The following is a 20,628-nucleotide window of genomic DNA, read 5'->3' as shown; positions in this document are numbered from 1 at the left end:
TCGCCCACTCGGGTACTCCTTGGCCGCGGAGCTTCCGCGACAACACATCACAAGGAGGTGTTCGACGATGGCAGATCCGAACAACCCAGGACAGTTCGGCAACCGGTCCGACACGGAGGAACAGGCGCACAAGGGCGGCGAGGCCAGCTCGGGCAAGTTCGGTTCCCCGGAAGGTGCCGACCCGCATGAGGCCGGCCGCAAGGGTGCCGAGCAGCAGCCGCACGAGGCCAAGGTCCGCGGCGGCGAGCACAGCCACAGCGGCCAGTGACACGGGGCGGGAGGGGAAGCGCGATGACGCTCCCCTCCCGTTCGCATCCGTTCACCGCTCGCTCCGTGACGCATACCGGGCGAGCGGAGTCGAGACCACGCCGCCGGAGAGAGGATTCCCATCGCTACCTGTGACATCTGCGGCAACGAGTACCGCAACGCACTGCTGATCTCGGTGGAAGGACTGCCGGGACGCGGCGTCTACGACAGCTTCGAGTGCGCCATCGCCGGTCACGCCCCGCGGTGCGCACGATGCGGCTGCGCGATCATCGGGCACGGCGTCCAAGACGACGTGTCCATCTACTGCTGCGCGAACTGCGCTCGGCGCGACGGCAACCGTGAACTCGTCGACAACGCCGGAGTGCGGTCATGACCGGGCCCCGACGGTCCGCCCACGATCCGGCGGCCGACCTGCTCCCCGGCGAGGTGGCCCGGCCGCTGAAGGCGCTCGGACTCCTCGGCTACGTTCTGCTTCTGATCGCGATCGCACTGATCGGCATGGCGATCTCCGCCGCGGCCCTCGGCTGGGCATTGACGGGCTGGGTCGCCGGCGCCGTCGTCTGCACGGCGTTGGCGCTCGCCTGCCTGGTCGGCGGGCGGGCCGCGCTCACCACACGGCGCCGGCACGACCGCGCCGAGCACGATCCGTTGATCCCGGAGGTCACCGCGGAGGAGGCCGCCGACTATCGGCGTCATCATCCGCATCCGCCGGTCCCGCCCGCCCCGCGAGGGCCCCAATGACTGCCCCGGCGCCCGCCGCCGCGGCCACGGTCTACCGGCCTCAGGAAGACACCCGACTGCTGATCGACGCGCTGTCCCGTCTGCCGGTCCGCGGCCGCTGACTTATCGAGCGAAGTGCCGTCCCGACGGCTACGCGAAGCACCCATGACGGTCGAGCGGAGTCGAGACCACCCATCAGACGAGATGATCGTTCATTTGTTCGGTTTGTCGGAGGGGTGTGTCATGATGTCGTCAGCAGTACAGAGACGCCAGAAAACCGGTGTTGACCAGCACAGATCGCCGAGGGGGTGGTGGGTGATGTTACTCGGATTCGCGCCGTCGGCCTGGCCGACCGCGGACCTGTCTGCTCTCGGTCTGGGTCCTGCCGGGCAGGATCTGTCCGGATTGACGCAGGCCGAGGTGGCCGGGCGGATCAACACGGTGAAGAAGGCTCACGCATTCCTGGATTGGACACAATTTCAGGGTGCGCTCGCGATCTACGATCAGGTCGCCGCGAAGGCCGCCGCCGAGGCGGTCGACAGTGCGGAGCGGGTCGCGCATAAACTCCTCGACGTTGATGCGCAGGTGATCCTGTGTCTGGCCCAGTATGTCGAGGGCACCGAGTATCAAGGGGCGATGTTGCTCGATGATGCGTTCGCCGCCCGCGACCGGCTTCCCCGGTGTGCGGTGTTGTTGCGGGACGGGATTCTGGACCGGCGACGGTTCCACAAACTGGTCCTGGCGGTCGAGTTGGTGACCGACCCGGTCGCGGTCGCCGCCCTGGACGGGCAGATCAGCGGAGAACTTCTCCGGCTCTACGGTCGGCGCGCGGTGCTCTCGGAGAAACAGGTCACCGATCTGGCGAACAGGTTCCTCGCTTTGACTGATCCGGATGCGGTGCGCCGCCGGCGTGAGAAGGCGAAGGCCCGCCGCACGGTGTATGTCGATGCACGGCCGGACGGCATGTCGGCGGTCACGATCGTTGCTCCAGCCGAGGACAATCGTCTGCTGCTAGCTGCTGCGGACGCGTTCGCCGCCGGGGTGTGCAGGCATGATCCGCGGACCGCCGGTGCCCGGCGGGCCGATGCGATCAACGCCCGAGTCACCGGACAGGAGTTCACCTGCCGGTGCGGGCGTGAGGACTGCACCGCCCGGTTGGATCCGGCCGCGTTGGATGAGCGACTCAAGCGAGTGGTGATCCACGTCGTGGTCGACTCCACCACACTCGACGGCGGCGGCCAGCCGGGTTATCTCGACGGGCACGGGGTGATCTCGGCTGATCACGCCCGTGACCTCGCTGGTCGGAAGGATGCGGTGATCCGGCCGGTCGACCTCAACGACCTGTGCGAGCCCACCGACTCGACTGGCCACAGCGATCCGGCGGAAGCCGGCGATCCGGTCACGACCCGCGGCGACGCCGCGGTGCACCGACGACGACCCCGCCCCGGCACCTCCGACGAGCGCGGAGACGATCACCGGCGCCCCGAACCCACCGCAGACGACCCGCGCGACGACGAGAGCCACGACGACACCGAGGCAGGCACCGCAGAAGACACCGCCGACGCCGAAGACACGAGCCTTGGCGGTATCAGAGCCCGGGACCGCGCCCGGTGCGGACCCGAATCCGATCTGCACGTCGGATGCGGTGAGGGCGACGCCGCCGAGGAAGGCCGAGACGGCCTCGATATCGGCGTGGGCCCAGTCACCACGGACCGATCAGACCCGGCCACGCTCCGGGGCGACTCGGCACGTTGGTCACGGCGCGTCTGTGATCTCGACGATGCCGACATCGACGTCCTCTTCGCCCAACTCGTGCAAGAAGCCGCACTGCACGACCTCAGCGAGCGAGACGACCTCACCGAAGGAGCCGACCCGGCCGGACAGGACCACCCGGCCATGGCCGCACTGATCGATCGCTCTGCGCTGATCGACCATTCCGCTCCGAACGCACCGGTCAGTGGCGACCAGCCCGGCTCCGGTTCACCGAGTTGCGGCGACACTTCCCCGGGAATCGGTTCAGCGAGAGCCGGGGCCTGGTTCGACTCGGTCTTCGACGGCGTCGACTGGGCTGCTGTCGATGCGGTTGCTCTGGCGTACTTCGCCGATCTCGACATCCCCATCGACAGCGCCGACGCTACGATCGCCGACACCGCGAGCGCAGGGATGGCCACCGCGACCATCGCGGCCCACACCCCCGTGCCCGGCAGCGCCACGACACCCACCGCTCACGCGGCACCGGCCGGGCGAGTCATCGGCCGCACCGCTCTGCCGAGCGACCCCTATCGGCCGAACACCGTCACCGACACCGTCGCCCGGTTCCTCTGGGGCACCTGCTCGATCCCCGGTTGCGCACGCGCCGCGTTCTCCTGCGATCTCGACCATGTCACCGAGTTCAATCAGGTCTGCCCTCGCGAGGGCGGACCGACCTGTTTGTGCAACCTCTTGCCGAAGTGTCGCTATCACCACCTCGCGAAAACCCATCTCCCCGGATTCGTCGACGAGATCTGGATCGACGACGCCGGCCTCTACCACTGCGCGATGACCCTGTTCGGGATCACTACCGAAACCCTCGCACCCAACCAGTGGCTGTTCCCTCGACTGGCGCGACTGCGGTGCCGGCACCAGCTCGCCGGGCAGACATCCCGAGCCGGGCAACCCGATCACGACACCTACGACCTGAGTCCGGACCGCGCACGGACCCGCACGCAGGCCAAACACGCACGCCGCTGTGCCGAACGCGACGCCAACCGCCGCGAACGCCACGCCCGCGACACGCAGGCCGGGAACGACCACGAAGGCTTCCCCGAAGAACCGCCGTTCTGACCGGGACAGGGATGTGGCCGCCCGATCGGATGAGTGGTCTCAACTCCCCTCCACCAGCACGACTGCTGGAAGTGCCAGACCGCGTCGCGCGTCAGGCCGCGGCCGGCCACGGCTCGAGTACCCGGCGCAGGTGGTCCAGCGTCCGGCGCAGCAACCGGGACACATGCATCTGGGAGATCCCGATCTCGTCGGCGATCTCGCTCTGCGACATCAGCCGGACGAACCGCAGGCCGAGGATGCGACGTTCCCGGCGGCCGAGGTCGCCGAGCGCCTCCCCGAGTTCCAGGGAGTCGTCGACGCGGCGGTAGCCCGGGTCGACGTCGCCGAGCCGGTCGATCACGGCGGGGCCGGCCTCGGCATCGACGGACCGGCACTGGTCGAGGGAGATCGCGGCACCGGCGCGGCAGTCGTCGATCGCCTTCCGAACCTGGCCGGGTTCGGCGCCCAGCCGCTCGGCGATGTCGGTCGTGGTCGGCATGCACGACCGTTCCTGCGCGAGTTCCTCGCGGACGGCGAGCACCTTGTCGTGCAGGTCGCGCGATCCGCGGGGCACCCGCAGCACCGGCGCCCGGTCGCGGAAATGGCGGCGCACCTCGCCCATCACGGTCGGCACCGCGAAGGAGAGGAAGTCGTGCCCGGCGCCCGGATCGAAGCGATCGATCGCCTGAATCAGCCCGAGCCGGGCCACCTGCAACAGATCGTCGTACGGTTCGCCGCGGCCGCTGAAGCGCCGCGCGATGTGTTCGGCGAGCGGCAGGCACTCGACGATGCACTCCTCGCGCAGCCTCGCGGCGCTCTCGCGGGAACACTCCGGTCGTGCCCGCTCCGTCATCAGTTCCGTAGCCCGCTGGTATTGATCGGTGGTCATCGTTCCTGGACTCCTCTGTTCGATGGACGACGCATGAAGTCGGCAGCGACCGGCGGTGAGAATCGACCGGGGGGTGAAACGCCGCCGCGCGTCGTCGATGAACGGCGGCGCACCGAAAGGGGCCGCCCGGGGAATCCCGGCTGTGTGTTGAACCGGGTGTGCCCGACGTTACGACGGGCCGCCGCCGATCTCAACCCCCGTCCTCAGCCGGGCAGGGTCTCGCCGCCGACCGGCGAGAGGACCTCGCCGCTGTAGTAGGACGACAGCCGGTCGCTGGCGAGGAAGACGTACGAGGGCGCGATCTCGTCCGGTTCGGCGGCCCGTCCGTACGGCGCCTGGGAGCCGAACTCGCCGACCTGCTCGGCCGGGAGCGTCGCCGGGATGAGCGGCGTCCAGACCGGTCCCGGTGCGACGCAGTTGACGCGGATGTTCCGGTCCATCAGCGCCTTGGCCAGGGAGAAGGTCAGCACATGCACGGCGCCCTTGGCGGCCGCGTAGTCGATGAGCTGCTTGTTGCCGCGCAGGCCGTTGATGGAACCGGTGTTGATGATCGTGCCGCCCGGCGTCAGGTACGGCAGCGCGGCGCGCGTGGTGTGGAAACAGCTGTCGACGTTCACCGCGAACGTGCGTGCCCACTGCGCCGGACTCAGGTCCGCGAAGTCGTCGACCGGCGCCTGAAAGGCCGCGTTGTTGACGAGGATGTCCAGCGTGCCGAACGCCGCGACCGTCCGTTCGACGGCGCGATGGCACTGCTCGGCCTCGGCCAGGTCGCCGCGGATGGCGACCGCCGCGCGGCCCTGCGCCTGCACCAGGCCGACGGTGTGCGCGGCATCGTCGTCTTCCTCCTCGGACAGGTAGGCGATCGCCACGTCGGCGCCCTCCTTCGCGAAGGCGACCGCGACCGCCCGGCCGATCCCTGAGTCGCCGCCGGTGATGAGGGCACGACGCCCCCGCAGCAGGCCGCGGCCCTGGTAGTCGTGCATCTCGTCACGCGGCTGCTCGGGCATGTCGCCGGTGGCGCCGGGATAGCCGGTGGTACGGGGCGGATGGGAACCCGACGCGCCCGGAGTGCGCGGGCCCTCGGTGCCGGGATCGAACCGCCGCATCACGAGTCCCGGTGCCACTTGTCGTCGTCGCCCTTGCGATAGCCGCCCTTCTCGACGGCGGACCACGCCACCTTGTGCGCCGTCTCCTCCCGGCCGGCGTGGCCGCGGCGCTTGTCCGGGTCGGAATACTCGTCGTAGGCGTGGTTGAACGCCTCGCGATAGATCTCCTGCGCGTGGGCGGGCAGCACGTGCTGCACCGAGTCGGGCAGTTCGCTTCTGGATTCGTACGGCATGGTTCTGCTCCTTCGATCGGTGACCGGGCCCTCTCCGCGTACCCGTTCCACCTCGACGGTAAACCTCACCTGGAAGCTGGACCGCGACGCCGGGGACGCGTAGACCGGAGACATGGCTACCGACGAAGAACCCCTGGACCCCGGTCGCCGCGACGTCGAGAAGCGGTGGTCCGACCCCCGCCCCTACCGGGCGCCGACGGTCTACGCGCTCGCGGTGATCGCGGCGGCCCTGGTGGTGCTGGCCGTCTTCGCCGCCCTCGGCGGCGACAACCGCGGCCTGGCCCTCGCCGTGCCCGGTGTCTTCCTGCTCGGCGGGATCGGTGCGCTCGGCACCGGCATCGCGGTGTACACGCGTGGCAAGCCGTGGGTGCCGTGGCAAGGCGCGGGCTGGTTTCTGCTGGTCCTGATGCTCGGCGCCCTGACCGTCCCCTACGCTGCGTGGTGACCACGCGAACCGGCGGCCAGGGCGCCGATCCGGTCAGGACAGACCGGGGTACAACTCGAATCGCTCCGCGAGCACCGAGACCCGCTCGGCCAGCGCGGTGAGATTTGCGCCGTCGGGCGCCGTCAGCGCCTGCGCAATCACGTCGGCCACCTCCCGGAACTCGTCCGCGCCGAAGCCCCGCGCGGCGAGCGCGGGCGTCCCGATGCGCAGTCCCGAGGACACCATGGGCGGGCGCGGATCGAACGGCACGGCATTCCGGTTGACGGTGATGCCGACCGCGGCGAGCCGGTCCTCGCCCTGCTGACCGTCGATCGCCGCGTCGCGGAGATCGACCAGCACCAGGTGCACGTCCGTTCCACCGGTGAGCACGCTGATCCCCGCGTCGACCAGATCCGGCTGCGACAACCGCTCGGCGAGGATCGCCGCGCCGTCCAGAACCCGCTGCTGTCGCTCGGTGAACTCGGGACGGGCCGCCATCCCCATCGCGACCGCCTTCGCGGCGATCACGTGCTCCAGCGGCCCACCCTGCTGCCCCGGGAACACCGCCGAGTTGATCTTCTTCGCGATCGCGGCATCGTTGGACAGGATCAGACCGCCCCGGGGCCCGCCGAGCGTCTTGTGCGTGGTGGTGGTCGTGACGTCGGCGTAGGGCACCGGCGACGGGTGCAGCCCCGCCGCGACCAGGCCGGCGAAGTGCGCCATGTCGACCATCAGGTACGCGCCGACCTCGTCGGCGATCTCCCGGAACCGGGCGAAGTCGAGGTGCCGCGGGTAGGCCGACCAGCCCGCGATGATCAGCTTCGGCCGGTGCTCGCGGGCCAGGTCGGCGACCTGCGCCATGTCGACCCGGTAATCGTCCGGTGAGACGCCGTAGGCGACGACCTCGTACAGGCGACCGGAGAAGTTCAGCCGCATGCCGTGGGTCAGGTGGCCGCCTGCGTCCAGGGAGAGACCGAGGATGGTGTCACCGGGCTGGATCAGCGCGTGCATCGCGGCGGCGTTGGCCTGCGCGCCCGAATGCGGCTGGACGTTCGCGAAACCGGCCCCGAACAGGTCTTTGACCCGATCGATCGTCAGCTGTTCGAGGACGTCGACGTGCTCGCAGCCGCCGTAGTACCGGCGCCCGGGATAGCCTTCCGCGTACTTGTTGGTGAGCACGCTCCCCTGGGCCTGCATCACCGCGATCGGCGCGTGATTCTCCGAGGCGATCATCTCCAGGCCGTGCCGTTGCCGGTCCAGCTCGAGGCCGATCAGCTCGGCGACCGCCGGATCGTACGTCACGAGGTCCTCGTCGAGGGTCGAGGTGGTGGTGGTCATGGTCGGCTCCTCACCGGCGGGATTCGAGTTCGGCGATGACGGCCGGCAGCACCTCGTGCATGTCGCCGACGACGGCGTAGGTCGCCTTGGTCATCATGGGTGCCTCGTCGTCGGTGTTGATCGCGAGGATCGTCTTGGACGACGAGCAGCCCGCCCAGTGCTGAATGGCACCGGAGATGCCGCACGGGATGTAGATGTCGGGGCTGATCCGCGAGCCGGTCTGGCCGACCTGCTCGTGATGCGGCCGCCACCCGAGGGAGGTCACCACGCGGGAGACGCCCACCGATCCGCCGAGCAGTTCGGCCAGCGCCACCACCGCGTCGAATCCGTTCGGTCCGCCCGCACCGCGACCCGCACCGACCACGACCTTGGCGGACTTGAGCGAATCGGAGTGATCGGCTTCCTTGACACCGGTCGAACGCACCCGGGCGACCAGGTCCGCATCGTCGATCACGGGCTGCTGCTCGATCAGTTCCGCCGGCCCGGCGCCGTCGACCGTGGCGGCGGCCCACGAGTGACCGGCCACGCTGAAGATCGCCGGCTGCGGGTACAGCTGCATCTCCTCCAGTGCCGAGCCGCCGACCACCTGCCGGGTGACGATGAACGGGTCGACGCTCTCGAAGCCGACGACGTTCGCGGCCATCGGCACCTCGAGCCGGGCCGCCACGTGCGCCAGCACCTCGTTGCCGCGCGGAGTGCCCGCCGCGGTGATCACATCGGACTCGGTGGCCTCGGCCAGCTGTTGCACCGCCGAACCCCACGCGGCACCCGAGTAGGCCGCGAAGGCCTCCCCCACCGCGTGATGCATCTCGTCGGCACCGTGCGCACCGAGCTCGGCCGCCAGCGCCGCCGGGTCGGCGACGTCGCCGATCACGACGGCCCGGATCGGCACACCGCCGATCTCGTCGGACAGCGCACGGGTGAAGGCGAGCGTCTCGAGCGAGGTCTCGCCCGCCGCACCGTCTTCGGTTTCCACGAACACCAGAATCATCGGGTCACTCCCAGCTTCTCGAGCAGATCGACGACGGCCTTGGCCGCTTCGGGTCCTTCACCGAGCACCTCCACCTGCGAGGGCACCGGCGGCGGCAGCAGCAGCCGCACCCGGTCCGGGCCGGCCCATTCGTAGCCGGGCGCGCGGGTCTCGATCTCGATCTTCTTGGCCGCCATGCGGCCCTTCAGCGACGGATACCGGGGTTCGGCACCGCCTTCCAGCACGGTGGCCACGGCCGGCAGCGGGAGCACGAAGGTCTCCTCGCCGTCGGGGCCGTCACCGCGCGCGGTCACCTCGCCGCCGGCCACCTCGAAGGTCGAGATGCCGTTGACCACCGGACGGCCGAGCGCGTAGGCCAGCCGGATGCCGACCTGGAAGTCACCGCTGTCGGCGGCGTCGTTCCCGAGCAGGATCAGGTCGTACTCGCGGCCCTGCTCCTGGTGCTCGACGACGACGTTCGCGATCTCGTTGGCGACGTCCGAGGGGCCGAGCTGCGAGCTCACCGCGTCGACGCGCACCGCTGCGTGACAGCCGATGGAGAGCGCGGCGACCAATTGTTCGTCGGCCGCCGCCGGCCCGACGGTGAGCAGGGTGACCGCGCCGCCGGACTGTTCGACGGTGCGCACGGCGAGCTCCACCGCGCTGTTCTCATGGTTGCTGACCGTGAAGCCGGCGAACCGGCCGTCGACCTCTTGACTGTCGTCGGTCAGCACGATCTCACCGGACGAGTCCGGGACTCGTTTGATGCACACGAGGATGTTCGGCATCGTTTGCCTTTCGGTTACTACTGGGGTGATCGGGAGCTCAGCGGATGCGCTCGTTGGCGGGATCGAAGGCCGGCGTGGAGTCGACGCTGACGACGGTCACCGGGTACAGCTCCTCCATGTAGGAGACGGCGAGTTCGTTGCCCAGGGTCGCCTCGGCGGGCGGCAGGTAGGCCAGCAGGATGTGCTTGCCGAGCGACGGCCCGGATCCGGCCGACGTGACGTAGCTGCGGTGACCGTGGCCGTCGACCAGCGGCTCACCGGCGCGCGTCACGATCGGCTCGCCGCCGAGCATGTAGCGCTTGATACCCGAGGCCGACGTGTGGTCGTCGACGGTCAGGGTGCACAGCACCGCGGCCGGCGCGGCCTCCCGCTGCGCCAGGTACGCCTCCTTGCCGACGAAGTCGGCGGCCTTGACCTTGGGGCGCTGCATGCCGGCTTCGACGATGGTCCGCTCGGCGTCGAGCTCGTGCCCGAAGGCGCGGTAGCCCTTCTCCAGGCGGCCGGTGGTGACGTAGACGCCGATGCCGACGGCGCGGGCGCCGTACTCCTGGCCGGCCTCCAGCAGCTTGTCCCAGAGGGCGGCCGCGTCCTCGAACGGCACGTAGAGCTCCCAGCCGAGTTCACCGACGTAGGAGATCCGCGAGGCCAGGACGTTGATGCCGCCCACATCGATCTTCCGGCAGGTGAGGAAGCCGAAGCCCTCGTCCGAGAGATCCTCCGCCGTCAGCGAGGACAGGATGGCGCGTGCCTTGGGTCCCCAGAGGCCGATGGTGGAGATCTGGTCGGTGAGGTCGGTCAGTTCGGCGCCGTCGACCAGATGATCGCCGAACCACTTGCGATCGACCATGCCGTGGGCGCCGCCGGTGACGACGCGGAAGTGCTCGTCGCCCAGCCGCATGACGGTGAGGTCGGAGATGAAGCCGCCCTTCGCGTCGAGGACCGGGGTGTAGATCACCTTGCCGACGGCGACGTCGCACTGGGCGACGCACACGCCCTGCACGGAGGCGAGGGCGCCCGGGCCGGTGATGTCGAAGACGGCGAAGGCGGTCAGGTCGATGATGCCGGCCGCCTCGCGCATCCGGAGGTGTTCGGCGTTGATGATGGGGCTCCACCAGCGCGCATCCCACTCGTTCTCGCGCGGCATGACCGCGTCCCCGTAGACGTCGAGCAGATCGGCGTTGGAGTTGTACCACTGCGGGCGCTCCCAGCCGACAGCCTCGAAGAACTCCGCGCCGAGTTCGGCCTGCCGGTCATACATCGGGGACAGCCGGCGGCGACGGTCCGACTCGTACTGCTCGTGCGGGTGGACGATGCCGTAGGTCTTGATGAAGCTCTCGGAGGTCCGCAGGCGGGTGTGCTCGCGGCGCTCCTGGTGCGGGTAGAAACGGGCGATGTCGGAGCCGGAGACGTCGATGTCGCTGTAGCCGCGCACCATCCACTCGGCGACGGCACGACCGGTGCCGGGGCCCTCCTTGATCCATACGGCCGCGGCGACCCAGAGGCCGTCGACGTCGCTCTCACCGAGGATCGCGCTGCCGTCGCAGGTGAGCGACAGCAGACCGTTGATCGCGTAGCGGATCTCGGCGCCCTCGCCGCCCAGCAGCTCGGGCATCAGCTCGTAGGCCTGCTCCAGCTGGGTGTCGAAGTCGTCGGAGGTGAAGGGCAGCTCGGTGGGGCTCAGCTTGGACTGCTCGATGCTGGGGATGTCCTCCGGCTCGTGCAGGATCGCGCGGTGCGCGTACGACCCGACCTCCATGTCGGCGCCGTGCTGACGCTCGTAGCAGAAGGTGTCCATGTCGCGGACGATCGGGAAGTTGATCTCGCCGGGCAGGCCGGACAGCTGCTCGCACGGGCCCACCGAGATCATCTGGTGCACGGCGGGGGTCAGCGGGATGCGGACGCCGGCCATGTCGCCGATCTTCGGGCTCCAGACTCCGCAGGCGATGACGACGTACTCGGCCTCGATGTCGCCCTTGTCGGTGCGCACCCGGCGGATCCGGCCGTCCTCCACGTCGAGCCCGGTGATCTCCACATTGGGCACGGTGGTCAACGCACCGGACGCGACGGCGCCGTCGCGCATGATGGTGCCGGCCCGGAGCGAGTCGACGACGCCGACGCTCGGGGTCCACAGGGCGCCGATGAACTGATCGGTCTCGATGAACGGGACCTTCTCCTTGACGAACTCCGGAGTGACGATCTCCGACTCGATGCCCCACGCCTTGGCGCTCGACATCCGGCGGCGCAGTTCTTCCATCCGCTCTTCGGTACGGGCGATCTCGAAGCCGCCGGACTCGGTGAAGACGCCCATCTCCTTGTACTGGCGCACCGAGTCGAGCGTGATGTCGGTGACCTCGCGCGAATGGTCCACCGGGAAGATGAAGTTCGACGCGTGGCCCGTGGAACCGCCGGGGTTCGGCAGCGGACCCTTGTCGATCTGCACGATGTCGGTCCAGCCGAGTTCGGCCAGATGATGCACCAGGCTGTTGCCGACGATGCCGGCGCCGATGACCACGCACTTCGCCTGCGCGGGAACTTCTGCCATGACTACTCCTCAGGGTCTAACAGTGGACTGATATATCAGTGTTGAGATGAAGCTACGCCCCCGGATTTCGGGCGTCAATACCCTTCTTCCAGCGCTAACGGAAGACGACCGTGCGCTGCCCGTTGAGCAGCACCCGCCGCTCGCAATGCCAGCGCACCGCGCGGGACAACGCGAGCGCCTCGGCGTCCCGGCCGAGCATCTGCAGCGCGTGCGGATCATCGTTGTTGTCGATCCGGATCACCTCCTGCTCGATGATCGGGCCCTCGTCCAGATCGGACGTGATGTAGTGCGCGGTCGCGCCGACCATCTTCACGCCGCGCTGATACGCCTGGTGATAGGGCTTGGCGCCCTTGAACCCCGGCAGGAAGGAATGGTGGATGTTGATCGCACGCCCGGAGAGCGTCGCGCTGGTCTCATCCGACAGGATCTGCATGTAGCGGGCGAGGACGACGAGCTCGGCGTCGTACTCGTCGATCACCTCCAGCAGCCGGGCCTCCGCCTCCGGTTTGTTCTCCGGTGTCACCGGTATGCAGATGTACGGCAGGCCCGCGGCCTCGGCCATCGGCCGCAGGTCTTCGTGATTCGACACCACGGCGACCAGATCGGCGCCGAGGCTGCCCGCCCGCCAGCGGAAGATCAGGTCGTTGAGGCAGTGGCCCAGCTTCGACACCATGACCAGCACCCGCATGTTCCGGTCCGCACCGAGCGAGTACGTCATCCCGAATTCATCGGCCACCCGCTCGAAGCCCTCGGCCATCGCCTCGACGTCCGTGCCGTCCGGGGCGCTGACCTGGGTCCGCATGAAGACCCAGTCGGTGACCGTGTCGTCGCACTGCTGGTGCTGGCCGATGTCGCAGCCGTATTCGTACAGGTAGCCGGTCACCGCCCGGAGGATCCCGGAGCGGTTGGGGCACATCAAGTTCAGTGTGCAGGTGATCGCCATCGCATGTTCTCCTCAGCATTCGACGATGTTGAGAGCCAGCCCGCCACGGGCCGTCTCCTTGTACTTCTTCTTCATGTCCGCGCCGGTCTCCCGCATCGTCTTGATCGCCTTGTCCAGGGAGACGTGGTGGACACCGTCCCCCCGGATAGCGAGTTGCGCGGCGGTGATGGCCTTCACCGAGGCGACGGCGTTCCGCTCGATACACGGGATCTGCACCAGGCCACCGACCGGATCGCAGGTCAGCCCCAGGTTGTGCTCGATACCGATCTCGGCCGCGTTCTCCACCTGGGCCGGCGTCGCGCCGAGGACCTCGGCGAGCCCGCCGGCGGCCATCGAGCACGCCGAACCGACCTCGCCCTGGCACCCGACCTCGGCACCGGAGATCGACGCGTTCTCCTTGAAGAGGATCCCGATGGCACCGGCCACGAGCAGGAAGCGCACCACATCGTCGTCGGTGAAGCCCGGCACGAATCGCTCGCAGTAGTGCAGCACCGCCGGAACGATGCCGGCCGCGCCGTTGGTCGGTGCGGTGACCACCCGTCCCCCGGCGGCGTTCTCCTCGTTCACCGCCAGCGCGTACAGCGTCACCCAGTCGATGGCGCTGGTGTGGTCGGCGTCGGCCGACTCCAGCCGCCGGCGGAGCGCCGCGGCCCGGCGCTTCACCTTCAGGCCGCCGGGCAGTACGCCCTCGACCTTGGTGCCGCGGTCCACGCACTCGCACATCACCGACCAGATCTCCAGCAGCCCCTCGCGCACCTCGTCTTCGCTGCGCCACGACAGTTCGTTGGCGAGCATCAGGTCGCTGATCCGCAGACCGGTCTTGCCGGCGAGCGCCACCAGCTCGTCGCCCGTGGTGAACGGGTACTTCAGGTGGGTCGAGTCGCTGACCAGCGTGGGCCGGCCCGCCTCGTCCTGATCCACCACGAAACCGCCACCCACCGAGTAGTACTCGTGCGAGTCCAGTTCGGCGCCGTCGTCGTCGACGGCGGTGAATCGCATCCCGTTGCTGTGAAAGTCCAGCGAGCGGTTCCGGTAGAGCACCACGTCGTCGTCGACCGAGAACGCGATCTCGTGTTCACCGCCCAGGACGATCCGCCCGCTCGCGACGACGGCGTCGACCATCGGTCCGGCGGCGACCGGATCCACCAGATGCGGCAGCTCTCCGCTCAGCCCGAGCACGACGGCGCGCACGCTGCCGTGCCCGTGGCCGGTGGCGCCGAGCGAGCCGAACAGCTCGCAGCGCACGCCGGCCGTCCGGTCGAGCAGCCCGGCATCGCGGAGACGCCCGACGAACAGGCACGCCGCGCGCATGGGCCCGACCGTATGGGAACTCGACGGACCGACACCGACCTTGAACAGGTCGAAGACGGACAACGCCACGCGTGCACCTCACTCTCGCGCATGCCGATCGATGTCCCGCCCACGATACTGATATATCAGTGTCGTGTCAGTCGATTCGCTCAGGAGTCTTGATGCAGGACGCCGCGGATCGCCGCCTCGAATCCCTTCACATGATCGAGCGCGTACTCCTCGGCCGCCTCGGCGTCGCCGTCGACGATCGCCCGCAACAGCCGCACGTGCTCCTGCACATGCGGTACCAGCTGCGAGAGGCGATCCAGAAACAGGCACCAGATCCGCGTCGCGTGAGCATCCTGGCAGATCAGCACGTCTTCGAGATAGGGATTGCCGCAGGCCCGGTAGACCTCCCGGTGCAGCCGCACATCGCGCATCAGGATCTCCCGGCGGTCGTCGCCGAACTCCCCCGACTCGATCTGCGCCGCCATCTCGGTGAACGCCTCTCGCGTCTGCGGGCTCGCATGAACGGCGGCCAGGCCGGCGGCCAGCGGCTCCAGGCGCGTGCGAATGGCCGAGATGTGCCCCAGGTCGGTGATGTCCACGGCCGTCGCGAATGTTCCGCGGCGCGGGAAGGTGACGACCAGACGATCGCGTTCGAGTCGTTTCAGCGCCTCCCGCACCGGGGTGCGGCCGAACCCGAGCGAGGCGGCGAGCTGCTCGTCGTTGATCGGATCACCCGGCCTGATGTCCAGCAGCATCAGCCGCTCCCGGATCTGCTCGTAGGCGATCTCGGCATTGGTCGCGCCGCTGCCGAGGCTCTGTTGCGCAGTAGTCACAGGACCGGTATATCACCCGGCGATGAGTCCGGCATTCCCGACGGTGCCTACTATGGCGACCATGGGGACCAGGAACGACGACTCAGAACCGGCCGGCGCCGCCGCCAAAGGCGTCCAGGCCGTCGACCGGGCGATCGGTGTTCTCGAACTGCTGGCCCGCCGCGGCGCGGTCGGTGTCGGCGACGTCGCCGAGAATCTCGGCGTCCACAAGTCCACCGCGTCCCGGCTGCTGAGCGCGCTGGAAGCGCGTGATCTCGTCGAGCAGCGGGACGCGCGCGGACGCTACCGCCTCAGCCACGGGATCCTGCGCCTGGCCTCGGCGGTGCCCGCCCGGCAGGACATCAGCCACCAGGCGCAGCCGATCTGCGACGACCTCGCGACGAAGGTCGGCGAGACGGTGACCGTCGCGGTGGCCCGGTCCGGGCTCTCGGTGAATCTGCTGCAGGCGTTCGGCCCGTCGACGATCGGTTCGCAGGACTGGCTCGGGTCGCTCAATCCGCTGCACGCGACCTCGACCGGAAAAGTCCTGCTCGCCAGCCTCGAACCGGCCGACCTCACGGCGATCGTCGACGATGTTCCGCTGGAACGCTTCACGCCGACGACGGTGACCGATCCGGCCGCATTGCGCGACCAGGTGGCCGAGGCGCAGCGGGACGGTGTGGCGTACGCCTATGAGGAACTCGAAGAGGGACTGAACTCCCTGGCCGCCCCGATCCGGGACTACACCGGTGCGGTGATCGGCGCGATCGGCGCGTCCGGCCCGGTGTACCGCTTCACGCGGGAACGGATGCACGAGGTGACGCCCGTGGTGACCGCGGCCGCCGCGGAGATCAGCCGCCGGATGGGGTACCACCCGACCGGCGGCTGATCCGCGCGTCAGCGGCCCAGCATCGACCGCACCCAGTCGTGGAACTGCCCGATGTGGAACTCGCTGGGCACCAGCACTCCCCCGTCGGCGTAGAGGCGTGAACTCATCGCCGGCTGGCACCGTTCGCAGGCCTCGAAGTCCTGCGTGTTCACCCGGTGGAACAGTTCCACCGAACGATCGAGATCCCGGCCGGATTCGACGACGCCCGGCAGGTAGAGCCAGTCGCAGGTGACGAGCGTGCGGTCGGCGGCCAGCGGGAACATCCGGTGAATGATCACGTGGTCGGGCACCAGGTTGACGAAGACGAGCGGCCGCACCGTGATGGCGTAGTAGCGCCGGTCCTCGTGCTCGGTGATCCCCGGCAGCCGGTCGACGCCCTCGGAGCCGTCGACGGTGAACCCCTGGACCTCGTCCCCGAACTCCGCGCCGTGACCGACGTAGTACTGCGCGGCGAGCCCGTCGGCGAACTCCGGAAGCACCTCGGTCAGTTCGGGGTGAATGGTGGCGCAGTGGTAGCACTCCATGAAGTTCTCGATGATGAGCTTCCAGTTCGCCTGGACGTCGTATTCGATCCGGCGCCCGACGGCGAGGTTCTCCACGCCGTAGTGGTCGATCATGTGGGCGTCGCCGAGACGATCGGTGACGTCCTTGATCACCGACTCCTCGAACGAGGGCACCTCGTCGGCGAGACAGACCCAGGCGTAGCCGAGCCATTCACGCACCGGGATCGTCTTCAGCCCGAACTCCTGGCGGTCGATGTCGGGCATCGACGACAGATTCGGGGCCGCGATCAGCTTGCCGTCGAGGTCGTAGGTCCACGCGTGGTAAGGGCACTGGAAGGCGCGCTTCACCGCGCCCTCGCTCTCCATGCACAGCTTGGCGCCGCGATGACGGCAGACGTTGTAGAACGCCCGGATCTCGCCGCGCCGGGAACGGGAGACGATGACGCTCTCCCGGCCGATCTGCACGGTCCGGAACGCGCCGGGCTCGGCGATGTCGTCGGCGCGCACCGTCGCGATCCACATCGACTCGAAGATCCTGGCCTGCTCCTCGGCGAAGATCTCCGGATCGACGTAGTACTCGCCCGGAAGCGTCGAGATCAGGCTGGGGGGTAGTTCGGTGATCGACATCGGCGATCTCCTCTCTCAGAAGGGGGCTGGGTGATGCCGGAAGGTCAGAAGGTCGGCGGCGCGAGCTGCCTGCGGACCCGGGTGAAGGCCCGCGGCTGATTGACGCCGAGAGCGGCGACCGGCCGTCCGTCCCGGCGGTAGACGGCGAGGAAGTCGAGATCGGCGGCCGCGCCGACGTCGACCGTCACCTCGTCGGCCAGTTCGGCGTGTCCGGCGAACTGGATCTTCCGGTCGTACTGGTCGGACCAGAAGTACGGCGGTTTGACCGGTGCCGGGGACGGCCCGTCGTCGCCTCCGCCGGACAGCAGCGTCGTGACGGCCAGCGAGGGCCGCTCGAGCGCACCGGTCCAGTGCTCGACGCGCCGCCGCCTGCCGAGATACGGGTCGAACCACGACGCGCAGTCGCCGACCGCCACGACATGCGGGACACTGGTCCGGCCGCGGGCGTCGCACAGCACACCCTCGCCCGTCTCGACCGGCCCGCCGAGCAGCCACTCGACGTTCGCCCGCGCGCCGATCGCGACCAGCACCACGTCCGCCGCGATGTGCCGCCCGTCGGCCAGCGCCACCCCGGTGACCCGGTCGTCGCCGGTGAGGCCGTCGACGCCGGTGCCGCAGATGAGGGTGACTCCGTTCGACGCGTGCACGTCGGCGACGACCGCCGCGAACTCGGCGCCGAGCGCACCGGCGAGGGGCACCGGTGCCGCCTCGATCACGGTGACCTCGACGCCGAGCTGATGCGCGGTCGACGCGACCTCGGCACCGATGAACCCGCCGCCGATCACCGCGAGTCGGCATCCCGGCACCAGCACCTCGCGCAGCCGCTCGGCGTCGTCGAGGGTCCGCAACACGTGAACCCCGGCCAGTTCCCGGCCCGGAAAGGTCCGGGCCCGGGCGCCGGTGGCCAGCACCGCGCCGTCGGCCACCACCCGGGTGCCGTCGTCGAGTTCGACACCGATACCGCCGCCGTCCACCGTCAGGTCGACGGCCCGGCGGCCCAGCAGCCAGTCGGCGGGCGGGTCGTCGTCGGATTCCAGCTCGAGATCCGCGCGCACGACGTCGCCCCGGAGGAACTCCTTGGACAGCGGCGGCCGGTCGTACGGACGGTGCGGTTCCTCGCCCACGACGGTGATGACACCGTCGAAGCCCGCCTCGCGCAGCGCGCGTACCGAACTCAGGCCGGCGAGGGAGGCCCCGACCACCACCACGGACCTCATGCCGACTCCGGACCGCGCCGCGATGCGAGCGACGGCGGCAGGTTCGGCACCTCGGTGCTCAGTTCGACATGGATCACGTCGTCGACGATCTCCACCCGGTGCGTGCGCACCGGCTTCTTCGCCGGCGGCGCGTCGACGGCACCGGTCCGCAGGTCGAACTGCGAGGCATGCAGCGGGCACTCCACCGCACAGCCTTCGAGCCAGCCGTCGGCGAGGGACGCGTCCTGGTGGGTGCAGGTGTCGTCGATCGCGAACACCTCGCCGTCGTCCGTGCGGAAGACCGCGATCGGCGGATCGACGGCGACGCGGCGCGCATCCCCTGGGCTCAGATCGGCCAGTGGACAGATCTCAAGCATCGCGTTCCCCTCTCGTTTTGTTGCGTATTGTGCAACTCATATCGCTATTCGCATTCACAGTGTGATGGTCGCCATAGTCACTTGTCAACGGCCTTCCACGGGCGTCAGTGAGTGACTTCCGAGGCGAGCTCGCTGAGGCTCTTCCCGCCGGTCTCCGGGGCGAGGATCTGCGAGACGAGCGCCCCGACGAAGGCCACGATGGCCGCGAAGATCATGGTCCAGGTGAAGCCGAGGTGGTCGAGCGAGAGCGGGATCAGGAACAGGCCGCCCGCGGCGCCGAGCCGGCTCACCGCCGCCGAGAAGCCGGTGCCCAGTGCACGGATCTCGGTCGGGAAGATCTCCGCGGGGTAGATCATCGTGAGGCACGTGTACACGGCGTTGAGGAACGAGTACGCGAGGAACATGACCAGCATGATCGGCGCCGGCGCACCGGCCCACAGGCCGATCACCACCAGCAGGACCGCGGCCGCCCACTGCGTCGGCACACACAGCGAACGCCGGCTGTAGCGGTCGATCACCAGCGTCGTCCAGGTGACGCCCAGCCAGGCGAACACCGAGAGGATCACGCCGCTGAGCAGGCCGGTCAGCCCGACGGTGCCCATGACGTTGTCGGCGAAGGTGGCGATGGCGAAGTAGGGCGCGACGGCACAGGTCCAGAACACGCACATGAAGACCGTCGACCGCCATACCGCCGGCGAGAAGAGCATCCCGAAGGAGCCGACGACACCGTCGCTGGCCGCCTTCGCCATATCCGTCTGATACGCCGTGTCCATGTATTCCAGGGCGATCTCGTGAGCCTCCTCCGTTCGGCCGCGCGACCACAACCAGCGTGGCGACTCCGGTAGCCCGATTCGGCCGATCACCAGGATGACCGCGATGATCGTGCTGGAACCCAGGATCACTCGCCAGTGCACCCCGGCGGCGTTGAGGTAGTAGCCGATGATGAAGGCCACCATGAAGCCGAAGTACCAGGCGACGAGCGTGGTGCCCAGGAGCTTGCCGCGCAGGTGCACGGGTGCGAACTCGGCGATCATCGGCTGACCCACGGCGTACTCGACGCCGACGGCGATACCCATGCCGAGGCGGACCAGGAACAGCTGCCACGGGCCGTCGACGAAGAACTGCAGCGCGGAGAACGCCGTGAACAGAACGAGATCCCAGAACAGGATCGGACGGCGCCCGAGCCGATCGGCGAGCCATCCGCCCACCGGGGAGCCGATCAGGATACCGAGCATGGCGGACGAGGCCTCCAGGCCGATCCAGATCGCGGTGTAGCGAGGATCGTCGTGCTCGATCGTGCCGGTGACCGGCCCGATGATGCCGAGGATGTATCCGTCCAGGAACGTTCCGCCGACGAGCACCAGAATCATGCGCCACAGAAAGCGCCGCCGCTTGGCCAGGACGGCGGGGTCCTCGGGCTCCTGCGTCGCGGATCCGACTATCTCAGACATGTGCGGTCCTCCCCGTCGTGGTGGTATTCGGCATCACTTCTCCCTCATCCGTCGGGTCTCACACGCCGGACTCATCGGGGTCCGGGCGCGGGCAGTAGTGCCGGCGATCCGCGCGGCGAATCATCGAGGCCGGAATCCGCGGCGGGCAAGCTCCACGTCCGACCAGGCAAGTTGCATACTCTGCAACAGGTCTCACTATCCAATAGTGAAGTGTGAGGCACGACACATCAGCCTGTCAATGCTGACTGATATATCTATCGGACTCAGCGAGATGGCAGTCCCGGCAGCCGCCGCGGGACGAGGCGCAGAAAGACCACTGGCCAGGACCGATACGGTCCTGGCCAGTGGTCTTCTTCTGCGTCTATCTGTGCCCCCCGTAGGATTCGAACCTACGACCTTCCGCTCCGGAGGCGGACGCTCTATCCCCTGAGCTAGGGGGGCGGGTGAAGCGA

At 68.9% G+C, this 20,628-nt stretch carries 20 protein-coding genes and 1 tRNA gene; 6 read left to right on the top strand and 15 right to left on the bottom strand.

Going from position 1 to position 20,628, the window contains the following annotated elements; translation table 11 throughout:
* Positions 1 to 67 precede the first annotated feature (67 nt).
* The 4 genes from ACSEEN_RS02735 (at position 68) to ACSEEN_RS02720 (ending at position 3,810) form a co-directional block, all read left to right on the top strand.
* The gene (locus ACSEEN_RS02735) at positions 68 to 268 is read left to right on the top strand and encodes a hypothetical protein (protein WP_440712245.1); all 201 of its coding nucleotides are present in this window, start codon (positions 68 to 70) and stop codon (positions 266 to 268) included.
* Between the two features lie 72 nt (positions 269 to 340).
* On the top strand, positions 341 to 640 hold the full coding sequence (locus ACSEEN_RS02730; protein ID WP_502260902.1) for a metallothionein: 300 nt from the start codon (positions 341 to 343) through the stop codon (positions 638 to 640).
* Positions 637 to 1,008 carry a hypothetical protein gene (locus ACSEEN_RS02725; protein ID WP_440712243.1) on the top strand — a complete coding sequence of 124 codons (372 nt, stop codon included), beginning with the start codon at positions 637 to 639 and terminating at the stop codon, positions 1,006 to 1,008. Before ACSEEN_RS02730 ends, ACSEEN_RS02725 begins: the two co-directional genes overlap by 4 nt.
* A 297-nt stretch (positions 1,009 to 1,305) precedes the next feature.
* Complete coding sequence (locus ACSEEN_RS02720; protein WP_440712242.1) at positions 1,306 to 3,810, top strand: HNH endonuclease signature motif containing protein; 2,505 nt, start codon at positions 1,306 to 1,308, stop codon at positions 3,808 to 3,810.
* A gap of 91 nt (positions 3,811 to 3,901) precedes the next feature.
* Here the strand turns inward: ACSEEN_RS02720 and ACSEEN_RS02715 are convergent, their stop codons facing one another.
* From ACSEEN_RS02715 to chaB, 3 genes are all read right to left on the bottom strand, one after another.
* The gene (locus ACSEEN_RS02715) at positions 3,902 to 4,678 is read right to left on the bottom strand and encodes a SigB/SigF/SigG family RNA polymerase sigma factor (protein ID WP_440712241.1); all 777 of its coding nucleotides are present in this window, start codon (positions 4,676 to 4,678) and stop codon (positions 3,902 to 3,904) included.
* A gap of 203 nt (positions 4,679 to 4,881) precedes the next feature.
* Positions 4,882 to 5,685, bottom strand: a complete 804-nt coding sequence (locus tag ACSEEN_RS02710; protein ID WP_247867955.1) for an SDR family oxidoreductase — start codon at positions 5,683 to 5,685, stop codon at positions 4,882 to 4,884.
* 98 nt (positions 5,686 to 5,783) lie between these two features.
* Positions 5,784 to 6,017, bottom strand: a complete 234-nt coding sequence (gene chaB, locus ACSEEN_RS02705) for a putative cation transport regulator ChaB (RefSeq protein ID WP_247867140.1) — start codon at positions 6,015 to 6,017, stop codon at positions 5,784 to 5,786.
* A 112-nt stretch (positions 6,018 to 6,129) separates the two neighbouring features.
* Here chaB and ACSEEN_RS02700 point away from each other — a divergent pair, with 112 nt between their 5' ends.
* Positions 6,130 to 6,462 (top strand): hypothetical protein, encoded by a 333-nt coding sequence (locus ACSEEN_RS02700; RefSeq protein WP_298442140.1) that lies wholly within the window; start codon positions 6,130 to 6,132, stop codon positions 6,460 to 6,462.
* 33 nt (positions 6,463 to 6,495) lie between these two features.
* Here ACSEEN_RS02700 and glyA read toward each other — a convergent pair whose 3' ends face one another.
* The 7 genes from glyA to ACSEEN_RS02665 form a co-directional block, all read right to left on the bottom strand.
* Complete coding sequence (gene glyA / locus ACSEEN_RS02695) at positions 6,496 to 7,779, bottom strand: serine hydroxymethyltransferase (protein ID WP_298442142.1); 1,284 nt, start codon at positions 7,777 to 7,779, stop codon at positions 6,496 to 6,498.
* A 10-nt stretch (positions 7,780 to 7,789) separates the two neighbouring features.
* Positions 7,790 to 8,755, bottom strand: coding sequence for an electron transfer flavoprotein subunit alpha/FixB family protein (locus tag ACSEEN_RS02690; RefSeq protein ID WP_440712240.1), 966 nt, complete (start codon positions 8,753 to 8,755; stop codon positions 7,790 to 7,792).
* Between the two features lie 11 nt (positions 8,756 to 8,766).
* Entirely contained in the window at positions 8,767 to 9,537 is a 771-nt protein-coding gene (locus tag ACSEEN_RS02685; protein WP_298442146.1) for an electron transfer flavoprotein subunit beta/FixA family protein, read from the bottom strand.
* A 37-nt stretch (positions 9,538 to 9,574) separates the two neighbouring features.
* Complete coding sequence (locus ACSEEN_RS02680; RefSeq protein ID WP_298442148.1) at positions 9,575 to 12,079, bottom strand: GcvT family protein; 2,505 nt, start codon at positions 12,077 to 12,079, stop codon at positions 9,575 to 9,577.
* Between the two features lie 94 nt (positions 12,080 to 12,173).
* On the bottom strand, positions 12,174 to 13,022 hold the full coding sequence (purU, locus tag ACSEEN_RS02675) for a formyltetrahydrofolate deformylase (RefSeq protein ID WP_371308449.1): 849 nt from the start codon (positions 13,020 to 13,022) through the stop codon (positions 12,174 to 12,176).
* 12 nt (positions 13,023 to 13,034) lie between these two features.
* Entirely contained in the window at positions 13,035 to 14,402 is a 1,368-nt protein-coding gene (locus tag ACSEEN_RS02670) for an L-serine ammonia-lyase (protein WP_298442152.1), read from the bottom strand.
* An 80-nt stretch (positions 14,403 to 14,482) separates the two neighbouring features.
* Positions 14,483 to 15,154, bottom strand: a complete 672-nt coding sequence (locus tag ACSEEN_RS02665) for a GntR family transcriptional regulator (RefSeq protein WP_371308447.1) — start codon at positions 15,152 to 15,154, stop codon at positions 14,483 to 14,485.
* A gap of 61 nt (positions 15,155 to 15,215) precedes the next feature.
* Between ACSEEN_RS02665 and ACSEEN_RS02660 the strand changes: the two genes are divergently transcribed.
* Positions 15,216 to 16,022, top strand: a complete 807-nt coding sequence (locus ACSEEN_RS02660) for an IclR family transcriptional regulator (protein WP_371308446.1) — start codon at positions 15,216 to 15,218, stop codon at positions 16,020 to 16,022.
* A gap of 8 nt (positions 16,023 to 16,030) precedes the next feature.
* On the opposite strand, the gene ACSEEN_RS02655 is transcribed toward ACSEEN_RS02660, so the two are convergent.
* The 5 genes from ACSEEN_RS02655 to ACSEEN_RS02635 form a co-directional block, all read right to left on the bottom strand.
* Positions 16,031 to 17,152, bottom strand: a complete 1,122-nt coding sequence (locus ACSEEN_RS02655) for an aromatic ring-hydroxylating oxygenase subunit alpha (RefSeq protein ID WP_298442162.1) — start codon at positions 17,150 to 17,152, stop codon at positions 16,031 to 16,033.
* A 44-nt stretch (positions 17,153 to 17,196) separates the two neighbouring features.
* Positions 17,197 to 18,369, bottom strand: a complete 1,173-nt coding sequence (locus ACSEEN_RS02650; protein WP_440712239.1) for an NAD(P)/FAD-dependent oxidoreductase — start codon at positions 18,367 to 18,369, stop codon at positions 17,197 to 17,199.
* Complete coding sequence (locus tag ACSEEN_RS02645) at positions 18,366 to 18,725, bottom strand: bifunctional 3-phenylpropionate/cinnamic acid dioxygenase ferredoxin subunit (protein ID WP_298442166.1); 360 nt, start codon at positions 18,723 to 18,725, stop codon at positions 18,366 to 18,368. Before ACSEEN_RS02645 ends, ACSEEN_RS02650 begins: the two co-directional genes overlap by 4 nt.
* Positions 18,726 to 18,829: 104 nt before the next feature.
* Entirely contained in the window at positions 18,830 to 20,176 is a 1,347-nt protein-coding gene (locus tag ACSEEN_RS02640; RefSeq protein ID WP_440712238.1) for an MFS transporter, read from the bottom strand.
* 368 nt (positions 20,177 to 20,544) lie between these two features.
* A tRNA-Arg gene (locus ACSEEN_RS02635) sits at positions 20,545 to 20,617 on the bottom strand.
* Positions 20,618 to 20,628 lie beyond the last annotated feature (11 nt).

Source organism: Gordonia marina (assembly GCF_052036135.1).
Taxonomy (GTDB): domain Bacteria; phylum Actinomycetota; class Actinomycetes; order Mycobacteriales; family Mycobacteriaceae; genus Gordonia.
The sequence above is the reverse complement of the archived record's forward strand: the minus strand, read 5'-3'. Positions and strand labels throughout refer to the sequence as shown.

Excerpts from the sequence above, each read along its gene's own strand:
- ACSEEN_RS02735 (WP_440712245.1), top strand. The coding sequence starts at position 68 with ATGGCAGATCCGAACAACCCAGGACAGTTCGGCAACCGGTCCGACACG.
- ACSEEN_RS02725 (WP_440712243.1), top strand. The coding sequence starts at position 637 with ATGACCGGGCCCCGACGGTCCGCCCACGATCCGGCGGCCGACCTGCTC.
- ACSEEN_RS02720 (WP_440712242.1), top strand. The coding sequence starts at position 1,306 with ATGTTACTCGGATTCGCGCCGTCGGCCTGGCCGACCGCGGACCTGTCT.
- ACSEEN_RS02715 (WP_440712241.1), bottom strand. The coding sequence starts at position 4,678 with ATGACCACCGATCAATACCAGCGGGCTACGGAACTGATGACGGAGCGG.
- ACSEEN_RS02710 (WP_247867955.1), bottom strand. The coding sequence starts at position 5,685 with ATGCCCGAGCAGCCGCGTGACGAGATGCACGACTACCAGGGCCGCGGC.
- chaB (WP_247867140.1), bottom strand. The coding sequence starts at position 6,017 with ATGCCGTACGAATCCAGAAGCGAACTGCCCGACTCGGTGCAGCACGTG.
- ACSEEN_RS02700 (WP_298442140.1), top strand. The coding sequence starts at position 6,130 with ATGGCTACCGACGAAGAACCCCTGGACCCCGGTCGCCGCGACGTCGAG.
- glyA (WP_298442142.1), bottom strand. The coding sequence starts at position 7,779 with ATGACCACCACCACCTCGACCCTCGACGAGGACCTCGTGACGTACGAT.
- ACSEEN_RS02685 (WP_298442146.1), bottom strand. The coding sequence starts at position 9,537 with ATGCCGAACATCCTCGTGTGCATCAAACGAGTCCCGGACTCGTCCGGT.
- ACSEEN_RS02680 (WP_298442148.1), bottom strand. The coding sequence starts at position 12,079 with ATGGCAGAAGTTCCCGCGCAGGCGAAGTGCGTGGTCATCGGCGCCGGC.
- purU (WP_371308449.1), bottom strand. The coding sequence starts at position 13,022 with ATGGCGATCACCTGCACACTGAACTTGATGTGCCCCAACCGCTCCGGG.
- ACSEEN_RS02660 (WP_371308446.1), top strand. The coding sequence starts at position 15,216 with ATGGGGACCAGGAACGACGACTCAGAACCGGCCGGCGCCGCCGCCAAA.
- ACSEEN_RS02655 (WP_298442162.1), bottom strand. The coding sequence starts at position 17,152 with ATGTCGATCACCGAACTACCCCCCAGCCTGATCTCGACGCTTCCGGGC.
- ACSEEN_RS02650 (WP_440712239.1), bottom strand. The coding sequence starts at position 18,369 with ATGAGGTCCGTGGTGGTGGTCGGGGCCTCCCTCGCCGGCCTGAGTTCG.
- ACSEEN_RS02645 (WP_298442166.1), bottom strand. The coding sequence starts at position 18,725 with ATGCTTGAGATCTGTCCACTGGCCGATCTGAGCCCAGGGGATGCGCGC.
- ACSEEN_RS02640 (WP_440712238.1), bottom strand. The coding sequence starts at position 20,176 with ATGTCTGAGATAGTCGGATCCGCGACGCAGGAGCCCGAGGACCCCGCC.